The 18,847-nt window shown below is 65.9% G+C and carries 17 protein-coding genes and 2 pseudogenes; 9 read left to right on the forward strand and 10 right to left on the reverse strand.

Annotated elements, in window-relative coordinates; genetic code table 11:
* Positions 1-60: 60 nt before the first annotated feature.
* The 3 genes from AC1Q7H_RS21765 to AC1Q7H_RS21775 form a co-directional block, all read right to left on the reverse strand.
* Positions 61-1,038, reverse strand: a complete 978-nt coding sequence (locus tag AC1Q7H_RS21765; protein WP_211981126.1) for a Bug family tripartite tricarboxylate transporter substrate binding protein — start codon at positions 1,036-1,038, stop codon at positions 61-63.
* A 267-nt stretch (positions 1,039-1,305) separates the two neighbouring features.
* Positions 1,306-2,757: an NAD-dependent succinate-semialdehyde dehydrogenase gene (locus AC1Q7H_RS21770; protein ID WP_153955873.1), complete on the reverse strand. Its 1,452-nt coding sequence runs from the start codon at positions 2,755-2,757 to the stop codon at positions 1,306-1,308.
* A gap of 9 nt (positions 2,758-2,766) precedes the next feature.
* Entirely contained in the window at positions 2,767-4,038 is a 1,272-nt protein-coding gene (locus AC1Q7H_RS21775; RefSeq protein WP_211981125.1) for a 4-aminobutyrate--2-oxoglutarate transaminase, read from the reverse strand.
* 134 nt (positions 4,039-4,172) lie between these two features.
* Between AC1Q7H_RS21775 and pdxR the strand changes: the two genes are divergently transcribed.
* Positions 4,173-5,687, forward strand: coding sequence for a MocR-like pyridoxine biosynthesis transcription factor PdxR (gene pdxR / locus AC1Q7H_RS21780; RefSeq protein WP_041228591.1), 1,515 nt, complete (start codon positions 4,173-4,175; stop codon positions 5,685-5,687).
* 131 nt (positions 5,688-5,818) lie between these two features.
* Positions 5,819-5,947 (forward strand): annotated as a pseudogene (locus AC1Q7H_RS21785) (cytosine deaminase); the annotation flags it as partial.
* Positions 5,948-5,984: 37 nt separating this feature from the next.
* Here AC1Q7H_RS21785 and AC1Q7H_RS21790 read toward each other — a convergent pair.
* A complete protein-coding gene (locus AC1Q7H_RS21790; protein ID WP_041228590.1) occupies positions 5,985-6,200 on the reverse strand; it encodes a CDGSH iron-sulfur domain-containing protein in 216 nt (71 codons plus the stop codon).
* Positions 6,201-6,449: 249 nt separating this feature from the next.
* Here AC1Q7H_RS21790 and AC1Q7H_RS21795 point away from each other — a divergent pair, with 249 nt between their 5' ends.
* Both AC1Q7H_RS21795 and AC1Q7H_RS21800 read left to right on the forward strand, forming a co-directional pair.
* Positions 6,450-6,791: a hypothetical protein gene (locus tag AC1Q7H_RS21795; RefSeq protein ID WP_153955875.1), complete on the forward strand. Its 342-nt coding sequence runs from the start codon at positions 6,450-6,452 to the stop codon at positions 6,789-6,791.
* Positions 6,792-6,854: 63 nt separating this feature from the next.
* Positions 6,855-7,895, forward strand: a complete 1,041-nt coding sequence (locus tag AC1Q7H_RS21800; protein WP_153955876.1) for a ribonuclease Z — start codon at positions 6,855-6,857, stop codon at positions 7,893-7,895.
* Here the strand turns inward: AC1Q7H_RS21800 and AC1Q7H_RS21805 are convergent.
* The gene (locus tag AC1Q7H_RS21805) at positions 7,892-9,793 is read right to left on the reverse strand and encodes a potassium transporter Kup (protein ID WP_211982155.1); all 1,902 of its coding nucleotides are present in this window, start codon (positions 9,791-9,793) and stop codon (positions 7,892-7,894) included. The two genes, AC1Q7H_RS21800 and AC1Q7H_RS21805, sit on opposite strands and share 4 nt — an antisense overlap.
* A gap of 217 nt (positions 9,794-10,010) precedes the next feature.
* Between AC1Q7H_RS21805 and AC1Q7H_RS21810 the strand changes: the two genes are divergently transcribed.
* The gene (locus AC1Q7H_RS21810) at positions 10,011-10,556 is read left to right on the forward strand and encodes a ProQ/FinO family protein (protein ID WP_041228589.1); all 546 of its coding nucleotides are present in this window, start codon (positions 10,011-10,013) and stop codon (positions 10,554-10,556) included.
* Positions 10,557-10,583: 27 nt separating this feature from the next.
* On the opposite strand, the gene AC1Q7H_RS21815 is transcribed toward AC1Q7H_RS21810, so the two are convergent.
* Both AC1Q7H_RS21815 and AC1Q7H_RS21820 read right to left on the reverse strand, forming a co-directional pair.
* Positions 10,584-11,723, reverse strand: coding sequence for an acyl-CoA dehydrogenase family protein (locus AC1Q7H_RS21815; RefSeq protein WP_211981120.1), 1,140 nt, complete (start codon positions 11,721-11,723; stop codon positions 10,584-10,586).
* Positions 11,716-12,912 carry a CaiB/BaiF CoA transferase family protein gene (locus AC1Q7H_RS21820; protein ID WP_211981118.1) on the reverse strand — a complete coding sequence of 399 codons (1,197 nt, stop codon included), beginning with the start codon at positions 12,910-12,912 and terminating at the stop codon, positions 11,716-11,718. The genes AC1Q7H_RS21815 and AC1Q7H_RS21820 overlap by 8 nt, the downstream gene beginning before the upstream one ends.
* A gap of 116 nt (positions 12,913-13,028) precedes the next feature.
* On the opposite strand from AC1Q7H_RS21820, the gene AC1Q7H_RS21825 reads away from it, so the two are divergent.
* Positions 13,029-13,934, forward strand: a complete 906-nt coding sequence (locus AC1Q7H_RS21825; RefSeq protein ID WP_013952610.1) for a LysR family transcriptional regulator — start codon at positions 13,029-13,031, stop codon at positions 13,932-13,934.
* Between the two features lie 133 nt (positions 13,935-14,067).
* Here AC1Q7H_RS21825 and AC1Q7H_RS21830 read toward each other — a convergent pair.
* Together AC1Q7H_RS21830 and AC1Q7H_RS21835 are read right to left on the reverse strand one after the other, a co-directional pair.
* Positions 14,068-14,130: pseudogene (locus tag AC1Q7H_RS21830) on the reverse strand (hypothetical protein); the annotation flags it as partial.
* 307 nt (positions 14,131-14,437) lie between these two features.
* Positions 14,438-14,599, reverse strand: coding sequence for a hypothetical protein (locus AC1Q7H_RS21835; protein WP_492381701.1), 162 nt, complete (start codon positions 14,597-14,599; stop codon positions 14,438-14,440).
* A 249-nt stretch (positions 14,600-14,848) separates the two neighbouring features.
* Between AC1Q7H_RS21835 and AC1Q7H_RS21840 the strand changes: the two genes are divergently transcribed.
* Positions 14,849-15,337, forward strand: coding sequence for a porin (locus tag AC1Q7H_RS21840; protein WP_211981115.1), 489 nt, complete (start codon positions 14,849-14,851; stop codon positions 15,335-15,337).
* 234 nt (positions 15,338-15,571) lie between these two features.
* A complete protein-coding gene (locus AC1Q7H_RS21845) occupies positions 15,572-15,796 on the forward strand; it encodes a DUF3820 family protein (protein ID WP_013952607.1) in 225 nt (74 codons plus the stop codon).
* Between the two features lie 18 nt (positions 15,797-15,814).
* Here the strand turns inward: AC1Q7H_RS21845 and garD are convergent, their stop codons facing one another.
* Positions 15,815-17,380 (reverse strand): galactarate dehydratase, encoded by a 1,566-nt coding sequence (garD, locus tag AC1Q7H_RS21850; RefSeq protein ID WP_211981113.1) that lies wholly within the window; start codon positions 17,378-17,380, stop codon positions 15,815-15,817.
* A 389-nt stretch (positions 17,381-17,769) separates the two neighbouring features.
* On the opposite strand from garD, the gene AC1Q7H_RS21855 reads away from it, so the two are divergent.
* Positions 17,770-18,825, forward strand: a complete 1,056-nt coding sequence (locus tag AC1Q7H_RS21855) for a cyclase family protein (RefSeq protein WP_013952605.1) — start codon at positions 17,770-17,772, stop codon at positions 18,823-18,825.
* Positions 18,826-18,847: the final 22 nt, after the last annotated feature.

The following is an 18,847-nucleotide window of genomic DNA, read 5'->3' on the forward strand; positions in this document are numbered from 1 at the left end:
ACTCCATTCAGAACAGGTAAAAGGGCGCGCGGGCGGCGCCCCAGGGTTGCTGCACGCGGCTTATTGCAGCGTCACGCCGGATTGCTTGACGAGCTTTTCGGTGCGCGGGATCTCCGCGCTGACCATCGCGCTGAAATCGCCGACGCTGCCGCCGCGCGGCTCGGCACCGGTGGCAGCAAGGCGTTCACGGAACTCCGGGGCCTTGAGCAGCTTGTTGATCGAGACATTGAGCTTGCTGACCACGTCGGCCGGCGTGCCCTTGGGCGCGACAATGCCATACCACGGTGCGATATCGAAACCGGCATAACCCTGCTCGGCAATCGTCGGAATCTCCGGCGCGTTGGGCGAGCGCTTAGCGGTGGACATGCCGAGCGCGCGCAGCTTGCCGGCCTTCACATAGGGCAGGCCGGTCATGATGGTGTCGAAATACATCGACACCTGGCCCGACAGCAGCGCCGGGATCGCTTCGCCGGCGCCCTTGTACGGCACATGGACGATATCGATGCCGGCCGCGGCCTTCAGCATCTCGCCGGCGATATGCGAGGTGGTGCCGGCACCGAAGGAGGCATAGGTCAGCTTGCCGGGATTAGCCTTGGCATACGCGACCATCTCGGGCAGCGTCTTGAACGGCAGCGAGGGGTTGGACAATAGGATATTCGGCGTGACCGCGACCACTGCCACCTTCTCGAACGCATCCGGGTCATAGCTGAGCTTCTTGTACAGGAACCGGTTGGTCACCATCGACGCCGGCCCGGACATCAGCAGCGTATAGCCATCGGCCGGCGCGCGCGCGGCCACCTCGCTGCCGATCATCGCGGCGGCGCCCGGGCGGTTTTCAACCACAAAGGTCTGGCTGTATTCCTTGCCGAGCCCGATGCCGATCTGCCGCGAGATCAGGTCGGTGGCCGAGCCGGCCTGGAACGGCACGACAATACGCACCGGCTGGCTGGGCCAGTCGCGGGTGCCTTGCGCAAGTGCCAGTGAAGAGGCCGTCAGCATGGTGACAGCAAGCAGGCTGCGGATAGCAGTGGAACGCATCTTTGTACCCTCATCGATAAAATGGCATCCGCTGACAGGAACGGATGGCACTTCCCAGTCCGCAATATGCGTGCCATTGGCGTTGGGCCGATCCCGGCGCGCGTCCTGTCCGCCCCCTTCCCTTTCCCGGAAGTTTGCGCAGGTCTTGCACCGGAGTCGCCCACCTGGCACCGGCATTTGCCGGACTGTCTTGTCTCCATGGGGCCAGCGCACTGCGTGGGTGCGCCATGCCCCGCCCTGGTGGTGGGGTGTGCTTTACCCCTGCTGTTATTCGACTTCCATGCAGAGGTACTTCGTCTCCAGATACTCGTCGATGCCATGGCGTGAGCCTTCGCGGCCCAGCCCCGATTGCTTGACGCCGCCGAACGGCGCCACCTCGTTGGAGATCAGCCCAGTATTGATGCCGACCATGCCGTACTCGAGCGCCTGCGCCACGCGCCAGATCTTCGCCATGTCGCGCGAGAAGAAGTAGGCGGCCAGCCCGGATTCGGTATCATTCGCCATCGCCACCACTTCTTCTTCGCTGGTGAAGCGGAACAGCGGTGCCAGCGGGCCGAAGGTCTCCTCGCGCGCGACCCGCATCGACGAAGTTGCATTGGCCAGCACCGTCGGCGCGAAGAAGGTGCCGCCGAGCGCATGGCGCTGGCCGCCCGTCAGCACCGTGGCGCCGTGCGCGAGCGCGTCGGCGATATGCGCTTCGACCTTGGCTACCGCATCGGCGTCGATGAGCGGGCCTTGCGTGACCCCGCTGTCGACGCCATGGCCCGGCCGCAGCTTTTCGACCGCGCTGACCAGCCGGCGCGCGACCTCGTCGTAGACGCGGTCGTGCACATAAATGCGGTTGGCGCAGACACAGGTCTGGCCGCTGTTGCGGAACTTGGAGGCAAGGATGCCCTCGACCGCGCGATCCAGGTCGGCATCGTCGAAGATGATCAGCGGCGCGTTGCCACCCAGTTCCAGCGAGAGCTTCTTCACGGTGCCGGCGCACTGCGCCATCAGCAGCTTGCCGATCGCTGTCGAGCCGGTAAAGCTGAGCTTGCGCACCACCGCGCTGGCGCACAGCACGCCGCCGATCTGCACGGCGTCGCCGGTCACCACCTGCAGCACGCCACGCGGCACGCCGGCCTGTTCGCCCAGCACGGCCAGCGCCAGTGCCGTGAGCGGCGTCTGTTCGGCGGGCTTGACGATGATGGTGCAGCCGGCGGCGAGCGCCGGGCCGACCTTGCGCGTGATCATCGCCGCGGGGAAGTTCCACGGCGTAATGGCCGCGCACACGCCCACCGGCTCGCGCAGCACCAGCATCTTCTGGCTGCTGCGCGGGCTGGCCAGCACCTCGCCATCGACCCGCTTGGCTTCCTCGCCAAACCACTCGAGGAAGCTCGCGGCGTAGGCCACCTCGCCACGCGCCTCGGCCAGCGGCTTGCCTTGCTCTGCTGTCATCAACTGAGCCAGGTCTTCCTGGTGTGCCAGCATCAGGTCGGCCCAGCGGCGCAGCACGGCGGCGCGCGCCTTGCCCGTCTGCGCGCGCCACGCCGGCAGCGCGCGCTCGGCGGCGCGCACCGCCTGTTCGGCTTCAGCCGCGCCGGCCAGAGGCACCGAGCCGATCCGTTCTTGAGTCGCCGGGTTGAAGACGGCGAGTTCTGCGCCGCTTTGCGCCCCGGTCCATTCGCCGTCGATCAGGCAATGGCTGCGCAACAGCGCGGTATGTTGGAGTTCCATGTGTTCCCCTTATTCGGCCAGCGCCTGGGTCAGCACCGCCAGCGCCGCGTCGAACTGAGCCTGCGGGATGGTGAGCGGATAGAGGAAGCGGATGACATTGCCGTAGGTGCCGCAGGTCAGCAGCACCAGGCCGGCTTCCAGAGCACGGGCCTGGACGCGTTTGGCATGCTCGGCGCTGGGCTGGCCCGTGGCGGGATCACAGAATTCGGCGGCGACCATCGAACCCAGCCCGCGCACCTCGGCCACTGCGGGGCAGTGCTTGCGCTGCGCCAGCAGGTGCTCGCGCAACTGCTGGCCCAGGCTGGCGGAGCGCTCGCACAGCTTTTCTTCCTCGATGACATCGATGACCGCGTGCGCTGCGGCCACCGCCAGCGGATTGCCGGCATAGGTGCCACCGAGGCCGCCGGGCAGCGGCGCATCCATGATCGCGGCCCGGCCGCTGACGGCCGACAGTGGCATGCCGCCGGCCAGGCTCTTGGCCATGGTGATCAGGTCCGGCTCCACGTCATAGTGCGACATCGCGAACATCTTGCCGGTACGGCCAAAGCCGGTCTGCACTTCATCGGCGATCAGCACGATGCCGTGCTGGTCGCACACCGCCCGCAGGCCCCGGATGAAATCGGCCGGCGCCGCCTGGAAGCCGCCTTCACCTTGCACCGGCTCAACGATGATCGCGGCCACGCGGCCCGGATCGATATCGGTCTTGAACAGGCCTTCAAGCGCCTGCAGCGCTCGCTCAGTGCTGACGCCATGCAGCGCGCTGGGGAACGGGGCGTGATAGATGTCGGAGGGGAACGGGCCAAACCCGATCTTGTACGGCGCCACCTTGCCGGTCAGCGCCATGCCCAGCAGCGTGCGGCCATGGAAGGCGCCAGAGAATGCGATCACGCCGGGGCGGCCGGTATGCGCACGGGCGATCTTGATGGCGTTCTCCACGGCCTCTGCGCCGGTGGTGAACAGGGCCGTCTTGTTCAGGCCCTGGATCGGCACCAGCGCGTTGATGCGCTCGGCCAGCGCGACATAGCCCTGGTAGGGCACGATCTGGTAGGCCGTATGCGTGAAACGCTCCAGCTGCGCGGCGATGGCCTGCATCACGCGCGGGTGGCGGTGGCCCGTGTTGAGCACGGCGATGCCGGCGGCGAAGTCCGTGTAGGCACGGCCTTCCACATCCCACAGCGTGGCGTTCTCGGCGCGGTCGGCGTAGAAATCGCACATCACGCCCACGCCGCGCGGCGTCGCGAGGGTACGGCGTTGGTTCAGTTCGAGGTTTTTCATGGTCATTGTGCGGTAAGGACTGTCGGCACCGGCCGACTCGCGAAACGGGCACCGCTGGCAGGGGCCCAGCGATGCCAGCCATTTCAACCGGCCTTGGCCCTATAATCCAGTACCGCTTTCGCAATTCCGATGGTGCCAATTTGAAATCGATCTGCGGCGACCAGCTGCTCCAGCGCCTGGGCCCCGAAGGCACGGCGGCACTGGGCAAACCGCTTAACCGCGGCCTCTACGAATGCATCCGCGGCGCGATACAGGACGGCAGCCTTGCGCCGGCCACCCGCCTGCCGCCGCAACGCGACCTGGCCGCCGAGCTGGGGCTGTCGCGCAATACGGTGATGTTTGCCTACGACCAGCTGCTGGCCGAGGGATACCTGTACGCGCGCACCGGCAGCGGCACCTTCGTTGCCGCCACCGCGCCGGAGCGCTACCTGAACGCCGCCGCAGCCCCGGCGACCGAGGTCGGGCCGCAGGCCATGCCCGGGCTGTCGCCGCGCGGACAGCGGCTGCTGGCCAATGCCTCGGCCTCGCCCACCCAATGGGGCGCCTTCATGCCGGGCGTGCCCGACGTCACGCGCTTCCCGCATCGCCGCTATGCCCAGATCTCGGCCCGCGTGTGGCGCAACCCGCACCCGGAGTGGCTGAGCTACAGCCATGGCGGCGGGCTGCCGGCGCTGCGCGAAGCCCTGGCGGCGCATCTGCGGGTGGCGCGCTCGGTGCGCTGCGATCCGGACCAGGTGCTGATCACCGAGGGCATTCACCAGGCCATCGACCTGGTGGTGAGGATGCTGGGCTCGCCCGGCGACCAGGCATGGGTGGAGGAACCCAGCTATTGGGGCATCCGCGGCGTGCTGCAGGTCAGCGACATCGGCATGGTGCCGAAGCTGGTGGACGACGAAGGCCTGACGCTGCCCGACACCGAAGCCGGCAGGGAGATGCCCGCGCCGCGCTTTATCTTCGTCACGCCCTCGCACCAGTACCCGCTCGGCGCCGTGATGAGCCTGAAGCGCCGGCGCGCGCTGCTGGAATACGCCCGCCAGCGCGGCAGCTGGATCGTGGAAGACGACTACGACAGCGAGTTCCGTTTTTCCGGGCAGCCGATTCCGTCGTTGCAGGGCATGGAACCGGATGCGCCGGTGATCTATATCGGCACCTTCAGCAAGACGCTCTATCCGGGCTTGCGCATGGGCTACCTGGTGTTACCGCGCAGCCTGGCCGGCGCCTTCCAGACCGCGCACGCCGAGCTATACCGGGCCGGCCACCTGATGACGCAGGCGACCGTCGCCGAATTCATGCAGGCCGGCGACTATGCCGCCCACATCCGCCGAATGCGGCCGCTGTATGCCCGGCGGCGCGCCATCCTGGCCGCGTTGATCGAGCGATACCTCGGCCCCGGCGCGCTGCACGAGCACGGCAGCAATGCCGGCCTGCACCTGGTGCTGCGCCTGCCCGACGATGCCGACGACGTGGCCATCACCGCCGCTGCCCGCGAGCGCGGCATCGTGGTGCGGCCGCTGTCGCGCTATTTCATCGGCGATGCTGTTCAGCAAGGTCTGCTGCTGGGGTATGCCTGCGTACCGGAAGAGGACATCGCGCCGGCCTTCGACAGGCTGCTTGGCTGCCTGCCGCGCGGCGGCATGCGCGCCCCGCTGCGTTGAACCATGCAGTGAGAGTTTCATCCTGACAAAAGCCGGAATTGCAATGAATCAACTGTTGGTCCGCAATGTCCGGCTCGCAGAAAACCAGGTTGATATCCTGATGGCAGACGGCCAGTTCGTGCGCATCGGCGCCGGGCGACCGGGCGGACCTGGCGCTGGTCGCCGCGCAAACGGTGGCCGAGGCGGTCGTGGCAAGGCCGGTCCGGCAACTGGTGGTGTCGGCCGGCCGGGTGGTCGCGCGCAATGGCGCGCTGGCATGAACCAGGCTGTGCTGGCGCTGGTTCAATCTCAGGCGGCTCAAGACTTCGGCTGTGGCGTGCTGCTGAACCCCTGCCGCTTGTGCGAGCCATCGCAGAAAGGCTTGTTCTCGGAATGGCCGCACCGGCACAACCAGACCTGCTCGCCTTCAAAAGCGAAGGTGGCGCCTGCCGGGGTCACGATCCTGACGGGACCCTTTATGCGGTACGGCCCATTGTCCTGTACCGTAACGGTGACAACGGTGTCTTCGTCCATGATGCATACACTCCCAGGCGACAGCCACGCTGGCACCCCTGTGGCAACCTTGTGCGCGCCTGTCTCTTCAAATCTACTCCAGTTTGTGGCGGGCGTTAAATAGACTGGCTGTAGGGCAACGTTGAGCTCGTGCCTTGCGTGGCAGTCCCTTGCAAAGCACTTTGCGGCCACAGACGGCCAGCTTCCGGCACTCCGGCCACGGTTGTCCGCCGAGCCCGGGTGCCCACAACCGTACGGAGGTGGCCTTCGATGAAGCCTCGTCAAGACGCACAGCAATGGCGCCGCTTCTATATCCTTGATGAGAAGAACCGGCCAGTGCAGGTAACCGACCACGACGAATGGTCGCGCTGGATGGCGGACAACGACCTGGTATTCCGCCGCACCCTGCTGGAGCAGTCCGGCGGCATGGTGACGACCCGCTTCCGGGGCGTGTCGGAAGCCGCACCGACGGACACCCCCTTGTTCATCACGCGCGTCACAGGGCTAGCTGAGCAGGACAATGAAAGTTTTGGCGCGCAGACGCTTGACGCGGCGCTGGAGGAGCATGAGCGAATCGTGCAGAAGCTGCTGCGCCAGCTGACCGGGCGGTGACTGGCAGCCCGGACCAGCATGCGCCTTTGCCTGAGCCTGGTGCCGGTCGCACCGCGATTGATCATGCGCCCTTTGCTGGAAGCCCGCCTCGTCAACGATGCCTTTGGCGACCCGGGGCTGTTCGTCGACTTCCTGGACGAACGGCGCGCGCTGCTGTTCGACCTGGGCGACATCGCCCGGCTGATGCCGCGCGAACTGATGCGCCTGTCGCATGTGTTTGTCACGCATGCGCACATGGATCATTTCTCTGGCTTCGACAAGCTGCTGCGGGTGCTGCTCGGGCGCAAGCCGCGCATTGTGCTGGTCGGCGGGCCAGGATTCCTGGCGCAGGTCGAGCACAAGCTGCTTGCCTATACCTGGAACGTGGTGCATCGCTACGCCACCGAACTGGTCATCGAAGTGGCCGAACTTGGACTGGACCGGCAGATGCGGCGCGCCTGCTTTTCCAGCCGGCACGGCTTTGCCAGAGAAGCCGAAGCGCGCGCCGCGAGGACCGGCGATATCGTGCACGACGAAGCGACGTTCCGGGTGCGCGCCTGCTTTGTCGACCACGGGACTCCATGCCTGGCCTACCTGGTGGAGGAAAAGGCCCGACTCGGCGTCAACAAGGAACGCCTGGCCGCATCCGGTCTGACCACCGGCGCCTGGCTGCGCGAACTCAAGCATGCCGTCCTGACCGGCGCAGCCGACGATGCGCCGATCCTTGTGCAGTGGCGGGACCGGCTCGGCGACCATGCGTCGGCGCGAACGGTCGGCGAGCTGAGCCGGCTGATCCTGGATGCCGAGCCCGGCCGGCGCATCGGCTACGTGACCGACCTGCGCTATACGAGCGAGAACGTGCAAGCGCTGTCGCAACTGATGCAAGGCGTCGACCAGCTCTTCATCGAGAGCGTGTTCCTGGACGTTGACCGGGCACACGGCCTGCGCAAGAACCACCTGACCGCTGCCCAGGCCGGATTGATTGCGCGCAGCATCGGCGCACGCGCGGTGACGCCGTTCCATTTTTCGCCACGCTATCAAGGGCGCGCCGATGAACTGGCTGCCGAGGTACGGGACGCCTGGGCCACGGAGTCCTTTGCAGAACAGGTACCGCCTGCGGTCTAGATCTCGATCTGCGTGCCAATCTCGATCACGCGATTTGCCGGTATGTTGAAATAATCTGCAGCATTACCGGCGTTCCTGCTCATCGTGGCAAACAGACGCTCACGCCATGAGGCCATGCCACTGGAAACGCCGGCTGCAGGGACGATGGCCTCGCGACTCAGGAAGAACGAGGTGTCCATGATGTCAAACTCCAGGCCAGCCGCCGCAGGCAGCGCGCCGAGCGCCTGCGCAACATCGGGCCGGTTCATGAAACCGAAGCGCAGCGTTATCCGGTAGCAGGCGTGTCCGAGCGGTTCAACGGCCGCGCACTCGGTCACCGGCACCGATGGTACGTCCTTCATCTTGACGGTAAGAAACACGACGCGCTCGTGTAGCACCCTGTTATGGTTGAGGTTATGCATCAACGCATGTGGCACCACATCCGGTGTCGGGGTAAGGAACACCGCCGTGCCGGGCACACGCGGTGGTGGTGCGAGAAACAGCGAATCCAGGAACGACTTGAGGGGTACGTCGGTACTTTGGAGCCGCTCCAACAGGGCTTGCCGGCCGCGAACCCATGTCAGCATCACGACAAACATCACGGCCCCGACAACGAGCGGGAACCAGCCCCCTTCGGCAACTTTCAACAGGCTGGAAGAAACGAAAGCCATATCCACCGCGATAAAGAAGCCAGTTGCGAAAAGGCTTAGCAGCAAGTTGTAGCGCCAACCGTAGCGGATCACAAAGAAGGTGAGAAGCGTCGTCACCAGCATCGTGCCGGTGACCGCGACACCGTATGCCGAAGCAAGATTGGACGAAGACCCGAAGCCGAGCACGGCAATCAGAACCACAACAAGCAATATCCCGTTGAGCGTCGGTATGTAGATCTGACCGATCGCCCGCTCTGATGTGTGCACCACGTTCATGCGTGGCAGATAGCCCAGCTGGATTCCTTGTTTCGTCAGCGAGTAGGCACCCGAAATCGTCGCCTGCGACGCGATCACTGTTGCCGCTGTCGCAAGTGCAACCATCGGATAAAGGGCCCACGACGGAAAGAGCAGGTAGAAGGGGTTCTCGATTGCTTTTGCATTCACAATGATCAGCGCGCCCTGCCCCAGGTAGTTGAGCGCAAGGGCCGGGAATACCAGGCCGAACCAGGCCAGGCGAATCGGGGCACTGCCGAAGTGTCCCATATCGGCGTAGAGCGCTTCGGCACCGGTGAACGCGAGCAGCACCGCCCCAAGCACCGCGAACGAGGCGAACCCGTGCTGCGTCACGAAACCGAGCGCGTGCAGCGGGCTGAGCGCGCCCAGGATTGCTGGATACCGGGCGATGCCGTGGATGCCCGCGGCGGCCAGGGCGATAAACCACACGATCGTGACAGGCCCGAACAGCGCGCCGATGGCCGCGGTGCCATGGCGCTGGAACAGGAACAGCGCGATCAACACACCCACGGATGCCGGCAAGATATACGGCTGCAGCGCGGTAGTGCCCACCTCGATGCCTTCGAGCGCCGAGAGCACCGACATGGCAGGCGTCAGCACGGCATCACCATAGAAGAGCGCCGCGCCAAACAGGCCCACGAGCAGGATCGGCGTCGGGGAGCGACCGACCTTTTTCACGGACGCCAGAGCGAGCGCGAGCAGTGCCATGATGCCGCCTTCGCCCCTGTTGTTTGCCCGCATGATGAGGATCACGTACTTGAGCGAAACGACCACCATCAGCGCCCAGAGGATCGCGGAGATGCCGCCGAGTATGTTCTCGGTTACGAGGGGAATCCCGTGGGCTGGATTGAAGGTTTCCTTGACCGCATAAAGGGGGCTCGTGCCAATATCGCCGTAGACGACGCCCAACGCAGCAAGGGTGAGCGCTGCGCGGGATTGCTGCAGGTGCGATTCGTCTGGCGTTTCACCGTTCATGGCATAGGAATCCACCGCTGCTCCTCGATTTTCGAACGGATGGTCCGCCTGCTCAGGGCAATCATATGAGGACGTCCCGCCGCCAGCCCTTCTGTCCGGGCCCCGCCTTTCGGGAGCGAGAGACGTATTCGACGCATGCCCGCCGCATGCAAAATGCCGCCGAACCTGTCATTGGCCCAGCCTTGCTACAATTCTGGTTCACAGAACGGCAAATATCATGGGCTTTGAACAACTCGCAGCACTAAGGGATCAACTGGCAAACAAGGCGAAGGCCGAATCACGTACGGAAGGCAAGCGCCGGCGCCCCGCGCCAGCTGCCGCGCCGGCTGCCGCACCCGCGAAGCCGCCCGTCGATCCGGTGGTGCATTCGATTGCCCGGCTGCAGAAGCACTTCCCCAAGGCGTTTCCGAAGAACCCGGCACCCAAGGTGCCGCTGAAGGTCGGCACGTTTGAGGATCTGGCCCAGCATGCGGGAAAGCTTGCCCTGACCGAGGCGGAGCTGCGTGAAGCGATCCGCACCTGGTGCAGCGGCGCACGCTATTGGTCGTGCATGGTGGAAGGCGCCAAGCGGCTGGACCTGGACGGCAATGAGGCCGGCGTCGTCAGCCTGGCGGATGCCAAGCGGGCCCAGCAGCTGAAGGCCCGCCGCAGTGCGGGCGCCCGGCCGCGGAAAGCCAAGCCTGCCACGCCCGCGGCCACGCCTGACACACCTGCCGCGCCCGCCGCCACGCCTGACAGCCCTGACACGCCTGCCACGCCCTGATCCCCGCCATCGGATCTGCAGCGGCGCTTACGCCAGCACCGCGCGTGCGATCACCGTCCGCTGGATTTCCGACGAGCCTTCATAGATGCGCAGGATCCGCGCATCGCGCACCAACCGCTCCAGCGGCATTTCGCGCGTGAAGCCGTAGCCGCCGTGGATCTGCAGCGCGGCGTCGGTAACAAAGCCGACCATCTCCGAGGCATAGAGCTTGGCCATCGATGCCTGCCCGGTGAAGGGCTCGCCGTCCCGGCGCCGTACCGCCGCCTGCAGGGTCAGCAGCCAGGCCGCCTCCAGCCGCGTGCGCATGTCGGCGAACATCCATTGCAGGCCTTGCTTGCGCGCCAGCGGCTCGCCGCCGACCTGGCGCTGCCTGGCCCAGTCCGCGGCGCAGGCCAGCGCTGCCTCGGCAATGCCCAGGCTGGTGGCGGCCACGTCCAGGCGGCTGTTGTCCAGCACCTTCATCGCGGTACGGAAGCCCGTGCCTTCCGGCCCCAGTCGGTTGGCGGCAGGGACGAAGCAGTCCAGCGCCACCTCATGGGCCGGCGCCCCGCGAATGCCCATCAGTTTCTCGGCAGGAGCGATCTCCACGCCCTCGCTGTGCCGGTCCACCACGAAGGCGCTGATACCGCGCGTGCCCGCGGCGGGATCGGTCTTGGCGTAGACGACGATAAAGTCCGCCGCGTCCGCGTTGGAGATGAAATGCTTGACCCCGCGCAGTCGGTAGCCGTCGCCCTCCGGGGTGGCGCGCGTGGCCATGTCGGCCGGGTTGGAGCCGGCGCGCGGCTCGGTCAGCGCAAAGGCGCCCAGCTTGATGCCGGCGGCCGCATCCGGCAGGTAGCGCTCGCGCAGGCTGTCGTCGCCGCCGATCAGGATGGAATCGGTAGCCAGGTAGTGCGCGCCGATCATCGACGAGGTAGAGGCGCAGGCCTTGGCAACCTCCACCAACGACAGGATCAGTGCCACGGGCGAGGTCTCGGTCCCGCCCCAGCGTTCCGGCAGGTTCATCCCCATTAGGCCGAGTTCGGCAAGTTGCGGCACATAGCACGTGGTGGAGGCTTCGGCCCGGTCCACCTCGGCCGCCTTCGGCGCCAGTTCGCTTTGCGCGAAGCGGCCGATGGCGTCGGCAATCTCGAGATCGCCCGGTTCGACGCCCAGTCGTTTATGCATGTTGTTTCTCCTTGCTGAACACTTGCGGATGCGCCGTAGCAGCGTTGGCCAACTCGGCCAGGATGGCTTCGGTGTGCTGCCCCAGCGCCGGCGCGGGCGTCACGCGGTTGGCGCCGTAGCCGGAGAACTTCACCGGCTGCGAGGGCAGCCGCACGGTGCCGCCTTCCGCCTCGGCCACTTCGGTAAGCAGGCCGCGGTGGGCGGCATGGTCGCTTTCCAGGGCTTCCTTGACGTTGCGGATGGGCGCGACAGGAATGCCCGCCTCGCTCAGCAGGCGGTTCACCTCGGCCACGGAAAAGCTGGCCGACCAGGCTTCGAGAACGGCGCACAGATCGCCCTCGAAGCGGCAGCGCGTCTCGTCGTCGGCAAAGCGCGGATCCTGCGCCATCTCCGGCCGGCCGATGGCATTGGCCAGTGCCTGGAACAGCTTGTTGTTCAGCACCGCCACCACGTAGAAGCCGTCCGCGGCGCGGTACACGCCGAACGGCGCGGACGAGGGATGGCGGTTGCCGACGCGCCGCGGCGCCAAGCCGGTCGCGGCATAGCGCGCAACCAGAGTGGCGCTCAGGCTTAGGGTGGCGTCGAACATCGAGACATCGATATGCGTGCCCCGCCCGGTCTTCTCGCGCGCCAGCAGCGCGGCCAGCACGCCCCATGAGGCGAACAGGCCGCTGACCGCATCCGAGACAGCCTCGCCCAGCATGGTCGGGGTGCCGTCCGGGGCGCCGGTGGCGTCCATCAGTCCGCACATTGCCTGCAGGATGATGTCGTAGGCCGGGCGATGCGATTCCGGGCCGGTCTGGCCGAAGCCCGACACGCTGGCGTAGACCACCGACGGATTCAGCGCACGCAGCGCCTCATAGCCGATGCCCAGCTTGTCCGCGACACCTGGACGGAAGTTCTCGACCACCACGTCGGCCCGGGCGCAGAGCGAGCGCGCCAGCGCCAGGCCCGCTGCCGTCTTCAGGTCGATCACGATGCTCTGCTTGTTGCGGTTCATGGCAGAGAACAGGCCGCTCTTGCCATCGACGAAGGGACCGACCGCGCGGTAGTCGTCGCCGCCCGGCGGTTCAATCTTGATCACCTCGGCGCCAAGGTCGCCGAGCAGCGCCGTGCAGTAAGGGCCCGCCAGCACGCGCGAGAAATCGATCACGCGGATGCCGGCAAGCGGCAGGTCGGAATGGGTCACGTCTTGGCCTCCAGGGCTTGCAAGCCCGCGGGCTTGCGTTTCAGTGACACCGATTCTGCGCAGCGCAGGCTATCAAGTAAAATATGAAATTCGACTAGCACCTATAGGATTTTCTGATGCGTGTCTCCTTGCGGCTGTTGCGCTACTTCGCCGCGACGGCGGAAACCGGCAGCACCACGGCGGCGGCGCGGCTGCTGAACGTCTCGCAGCCCTCCATCTCCGTTGCCATCCGTGAACTGGAGACGCTGTTCGAGGAAGCCCTGTTCGCCCGCGATGTCGGCGCAAGGATGACCCTGACCCGCTTCGGCGTGCGCAAGCTGGCGGAAGCGCGCCACATCCTTGGGGCAGCAACGGCATTTGAAGTGGACAAGAGCGGCGATGCCTCGGCGGGCGAGGTGCAGATCGGCGTCTTCCGCACCCTGGCGCCGGTCTACCTGCCGGTGGTGCTGCGCATGGCACGCGAGCGCTATCCCAAACTGTCGGTACGCTTTGTCGAAGGGGACCTCGCCCAGCTGGAGGACTGGCTGCACGGCGGGCAGATCGAGCTGGCGCTGACCTACGATGTGGGCATGCCCGATGACATCGAGCGCGAACTGCTGGCAGAGCTGCGGCCCTACGGCCTGCTGCCCGCAGGCTCACGGCTGGCCAGGCGCAAAGGCAGCCTGTCGCTGCACGAACTGGCGCAGGAACCGCTGATCCTGATCGACCTGCCGCACAGCCGTGAATTCCTGATGGCGCCGTTCTGGCAATTCGGGCTGCAGCCCGAGGTGCGCTACCGCGCGACTTCGCTGGAACTGGCGCGCGGCATGGTGGCGAACGGACTGGGCGCGGCGCTGCTGATCACGCAGGCACCGGCGTCGTCCCAGGTCACCGCCGTCGTGGAAAAGCCGATACGGGAAGACACCGTGCGCCAGCCGCTGGTGATCGCGCGCACGGCCCGCGCGACGCGCACCCGGGCGTCAGAGTTGCTGGCCGAGTGCGTGCGCGCGGCTGTGGAGGAAGCGAAGATCCAGCGCGCCTGACGGCGGGCGGCGTCCATTCAGCAGAGCCGGTCTGCAACCAATCCGCCACCAGCACCGTCCGCTCGGCCGCGTGGTTGTAGATCGTATGCTCGCCATCCGGCCAGATTCGTAGCGTCACGTCGTCCGTGAGCGCCGCGTCCAGGAAAGGCTGCTGGTCTTCCAGCTTCACCAACGGATCCGCGCCGCCATGCAGCACGAGAACGGGCAAGAGATCCTGTCGCGGTGCGATTGAAAGCGCATGCGTTCGAAATTGGCCTGGATGGCTGGGCCTGGGCGGCTGTCACCAGGTGGCCGGCCCTGGCAGCGTGTTCGGCGCGCTCCAACTGAGCATCGGCGAGCGACTCGGCCATGCGATCCCAATCATCTCCCCGGCCTTGTGGCGTCGAACAGCCGGACGGCGTCGGCATAGTCCATGCCGCAATCCAGCAAGCGTGTGACCGGCATCGCCCGCTGGAACGCAAGCGCTGCCGAAGAAACCGTTGTCGTCATCATGGCTCCCGCGCTCACGAAACAGCCGCTGCGCTGGTCCCGGCCAGCATGCTGGACTGCGCCGCACCGCGCCAGTGCAGCTTCTGGCGCAGGGAATCGACCAGGCCGGGCAGACGCGCCAGGTCGGAAACGCCGCCGAAAACAGTAAAGTCCGGCCGGCTGATGTAAGCTTGCATGCCATGCCCATGCATGAACGCTGCCTGAGCGCCATCGAGTTCCACCACTGCCCCGGGTATCGAAGCCGCGCCGGACAGCACGACGATATGGCAGCCGAGTTGCTCAAGGAAACCGATCTCCCTGGGTCGGGCTGTCCAACCAGCACTGGGGCAAGCTGACCTTTGGCAACCAGTATGATTTCATGTTCGACTCGCTGCTCTTTGGCGGCTTTCACGAGGCGAACGGCGGCTTCGATGGCGCACTGACCTATGGCGGCTTCTACAATTTCCGGCAGGGACCATTTTCCGCCCTCGGCATCCCGAACAACCCCACTGGATCGGCGGACTTCGATCGGGTGGTCCGCTCGGGTACCAGGATCGGTAAAGTACCAATCGGCCAATTTTGCCAGCTTGACCTTCGGCGCCCTGTACGGCTTTGGAGGTGTCGCCGGGTCGTTTTCCTCCGGCAACACCGTCAGCCTTGGCGTCAACTATTCGAGCGGCTGGTTCGCCGCCGGCGCGGCCTACACGGACGTCAAGTATCTGCAGATGAACAACGGGCAAGACGGCATCCGCAACTTCGGAGCCGGCATGCGCTACAGCTTCGGACCGGTCATGACCAGCGTCTTTCTTATATGCGCATACCGAGAACACACAGGCCCAGGGGCAAATCGGCGCAAACTGGTCGCTCGCTCCCGCATGGACACTGGGTGGCAACGTCCAGTACATGAAGGGAAATGCCATCCTCCTGAACAATGACGCTGTCCCGCTGACGAGCACGCTGATGTATCGCTTCTCAAAACGGACCGCCGTCTATGCCGAAGGTGTCTATCAACGGGCTTCAGGTGATGGCCCGGCTACGGGGGCATGGATCAATGGGCTCTTCGGGCCCAACGCGGCTTCGAGCGGGCGCACGCAGGTGCTTGGTCAAATGGGCATCACGAGCGCCTTCTGACTGTGATAGCGTGGAGCCTTCCGACTTTCCGCCCACCAATGACCGATTTCGATGCCGACGCCCTGAAGCGGCTGGTCACAGTCACCATGCCTTTTGGCAAGCACAAAGGCACGGTGATCGCCGACTTGCCAGGCAACTACCTGAACTGGTTCGCGCGCGAGGGCTTCCCGCCGGGGCAGATCGGCGCGCTGCTGGCGCTGATGCACGAACTGGATCACAACGGCCTGTCACATCTGCTCAAGCCGTTGCGCGGGCGTACGTAGCGCAGTCAGACCCGAGGCTCAGGTCACCGGCGCCGGATTGAACAGCACCAGCGCATTGCGGATCTTCCAGTGCTCGGCCCATGACCTCTTGCCGCTGGCCACCGCCAGCAGCGTGTGGAACAGCTCCCAGCCCACTTCCTCGATGGTGGCCTCGCCGGTCGCAATGCGGCCGGCGTTGACATCCATCAGGTCATGCCAGCGCCGTGCCAGGTCGTTGCGGGTGGACACCTTGATCACCGGCACCTCGGCCAGCCCGTACGGCGTGCCGCGCCCGGTGGTGAACACGTGCAGGTTCATGCCGGCGGCCAGCTGCAGCGTGCCGCAGACAAAATCGCCCGCGGGCGTGGCGGCATAGATCAGCCCCTTTTGCGTGACCTTCTCGCCGGGGCCGGTGACGCCATGGATCGGGCCGGTGCCGGACTTGACGATCGAGCCCATCGCTTTTTCCACGATATTCGACAGGCCGCCCTTCTTGTTGCCCGGCGTGGTGTTGGCGCTGCGGTCGACCTTGCCCTGCTCCAGATAGCGGTCGTACCAGGCCATCTGCTGCACCAGCGCCTCGGCCACCTCGGGCGTGGCCGCGCGCGCGGTGAGCTGGTCGATGCCGTCGCGCACCTCGGTCACTTCGGAGAACATCACCGTGGCCCCGGCGCGCACCAGCAGGTCGGTGGCAAAGCCCACCGCGGGATTGGCGGTGACGCCGGAGAAGGCATCGCTACCGCCGCACTGCACGCCGACCACCAGGTCAGACGCCGAACAGGTCTCGCGCCGGCGTGCGTTCAGGCGCGCCAGGTTCTTCTCTGCCGTGGCCATGATCGAATCGATCATCGAGGCAAAGCCCACATGCTGCTCGTCCTGCAGGCAGACCACGTCGGGCTCGCCCTCCTTCTGGATCGGGATGGTGCCGGCGCCGATCAGGCGCGCCGGCTGCAGCTTCTCGCAACCCAGGCTGACGATCATCACCTCGCCGCCGAAATTGGGGTTCAGCGCGATATTGCGGATGGTGCGGATCGGGATGCCGGCATCGGGCGCGTCGATCGCCACGCCGCAGCCGTAGGTGTGTTCAAGGCCCACCACATCGTCGACATTGGGATACTTCGGCAGCAGTTCTTCCTTGATGCGCCGCACGGCAAACTCCACCACGCCCTCCACGCACTGCACCGTGGTGGTAATGCCCAGGATATTGCGCGTGCCGACCGAGCCGTCCGCATTGCGGTAGCCCTCGAAGGTATAGCCTTCCAGCGGCGGCAGCGGCGCCACGCGCGTGCCGACCGGCAGGTCGTGCAGTTCCGGCGCGGCCGGCATGCGGATCACCCGCTCATTGACCCAGCTGCCGCGTGGCAGGTCTTTCAGCGCGTAGCCGATCACCACGTTGTAGCGGATCACCGCGCCGCCCTCGCGCAGATCAGTCAGCGCCACCTTGTGGCCCTGCGGCACGCCCTCGGCCAGCACCAGGCCGCAGGGGAATTCCGTTCCCGCCGGCAGGCCGCCGTCGTTGGCCACGATGGCAACGTTGTCGTTCGCGTGCATCGTGATGTACAGCGGGCGAGCCGCCTGCTCACCTGCCGTCGGGGTCACTGCCATGTCATCTCCAGCCTGGCGCGCGTCGCGCACCTTTAGTGTTACGTTGTCTGACAACATTCTATCTGCTTATGGCTGCCTATGACCCCGGGAATTCCCTATCTCTCGTTTTTTCAGGACGGATATAAGCCACTTCCCTGTCATGTTGTACGACAACACATCATGAACCAGCATTGTCCGCCACTAAGAAGGAGGCCAACTCGCCGAAATCCTGCTGCACCGCAAAATGACCATCCCCCGCGATATGGCCTATAAGGATGCAACCGGTTTCATGCCACGAGAACCGGACAGGAGATCTTCCGCGTGGCCACGCACATCGCGCAGCCACGCCGCACTGATACCCCATACACCGGCCGCTCCGTCGGCCACGCACACGACAGGAGGCATGACTCATGCGCTGGAAGCAACGTCCGCAAGGTTCCAACTGGGGTGACTTCGGCCCCGACGACCAGCTCGGCCGCATCAACCTGATCGGCCCGGAGCAGGTCGTGAAAGGCGCGCGCGAGGTGCAGGCCGGCATCAGCTTCTGCCTGTCGCTGCCGCTGGACTACCCCGGCGGCAACAAGCTCAACCCGCGCCGGCATCCGCCGGTGCTGCGGCCTACCTTCCGCGACGACATCCCCTATTTGAACTTCCCGCTGGCCAAGGTCGATCCCACCGCCACCGACGTCATCAGCGACGACCAGGTGCTGCTGTGCCTGCAATACAGCACGCAATGGGATGCGCTGGCACACGTGGGCGCGCTGTTCGATGCCGACGGCGACGGCCGCCCGGAGCGCGTCTACTACAACGGCTACCGCGCCAACGAGCATATCGTCGGCCCGGTGGACTATGCCGAGGACGACAACTTCGCCGCGCACCCTTGCGGCCACGACCACAGTGCCGCGCAGGCGCTGGGCATCGAGAACTTCGCGGTCAAGGGCATGCAGGGCCGGGGCGCGCTGGTGGACCTGGCCCACACCTTCGGCATGGACTTCCGCAATGTCGGCTACGACGACCTGATGCACGCGCTGGATGCCGGCAAGGTGGAAGTCGAACGCGGCGACATGCTGCTCCTGCGCACCGGCTTTGCTGAGGTGGTGCTGTCGATGCAGCGCAACCCCGATGAAGCCGTGCTGCACCACAGCTGCTGCGCGCTGGATGGCCGCGACGAACGCCTGCTGAACTGGATCACCGATGCCGGCATCGCCGCGCTGATCGCCGACAACTACGCGGTCGAACGCTACCCCGCCCGCCCCGCGCCCGATGGCGACAAGCACCACCCGCTGCTGCCGTTGCACCACCACTGCCTGTTCAAGCTGGGCCTGCCGCTGGGCGAGCTGTGGTACCTGCGTGAACTGGCGGACTGGCTGCGCGCCAACGGCCGTACGCGCTTCCAGCTCACCGCCCCGCCGCTGCGCCTGCCCGGAGCAGTTGGGTCGCCGGTGACGCCGATCGCCACGGTATAAGCCAACAACATTAAATCAGGGA

The sequence above is a fragment of the Cupriavidus sp. GW823-FHT06D04 genome, assembly GCF_058795055.1.

Coding starts and splice junctions, on each gene's coding strand:
- AC1Q7H_RS21765 (WP_211981126.1), bottom strand. CDS start 1,038: ATGCGTTCCACTGCTATCCGCAGCCTGCTTGCTGTCACCATGCTGACG.
- AC1Q7H_RS21770 (WP_153955873.1), bottom strand. CDS start 2,757: ATGGAACTCCAACATACCGCGCTGTTGCGCAGCCATTGCCTGATCGAC.
- AC1Q7H_RS21775 (WP_211981125.1), bottom strand. CDS start 4,038: ATGACCATGAAAAACCTCGAACTGAACCAACGCCGTACCCTCGCGACG.
- AC1Q7H_RS21790 (WP_041228590.1), bottom strand. CDS start 6,200: ATGGACGAAGACACCGTTGTCACCGTTACGGTACAGGACAATGGGCCG.
- AC1Q7H_RS21795 (WP_153955875.1), top strand. CDS start 6,450: ATGAAGCCTCGTCAAGACGCACAGCAATGGCGCCGCTTCTATATCCTT.
- AC1Q7H_RS21800 (WP_153955876.1), top strand. CDS start 6,855: ATGCGCCCTTTGCTGGAAGCCCGCCTCGTCAACGATGCCTTTGGCGAC.
- AC1Q7H_RS21805 (WP_211982155.1), bottom strand. CDS start 9,793: ATGAACGGTGAAACGCCAGACGAATCGCACCTGCAGCAATCCCGCGCA.
- AC1Q7H_RS21810 (WP_041228589.1), top strand. CDS start 10,011: ATGGGCTTTGAACAACTCGCAGCACTAAGGGATCAACTGGCAAACAAG.
- AC1Q7H_RS21815 (WP_211981120.1), bottom strand. CDS start 11,723: ATGCATAAACGACTGGGCGTCGAACCGGGCGATCTCGAGATTGCCGAC.
- AC1Q7H_RS21825 (WP_013952610.1), top strand. CDS start 13,029: ATGCGTGTCTCCTTGCGGCTGTTGCGCTACTTCGCCGCGACGGCGGAA.
- AC1Q7H_RS21835 (WP_492381701.1), bottom strand. CDS start 14,599: ATGCAAGCTTACATCAGCCGGCCGGACTTTACTGTTTTCGGCGGCGTT.
- AC1Q7H_RS21840 (WP_211981115.1), top strand. CDS start 14,849: ATGGCGGCTTCTACAATTTCCGGCAGGGACCATTTTCCGCCCTCGGCA.
- AC1Q7H_RS21845 (WP_013952607.1), top strand. CDS start 15,572: ATGACCGATTTCGATGCCGACGCCCTGAAGCGGCTGGTCACAGTCACC.
- garD (WP_211981113.1), bottom strand. CDS start 17,380: ATGGCAGTGACCCCGACGGCAGGTGAGCAGGCGGCTCGCCCGCTGTAC.
- AC1Q7H_RS21855 (WP_013952605.1), top strand. CDS start 17,770: ATGCGCTGGAAGCAACGTCCGCAAGGTTCCAACTGGGGTGACTTCGGC.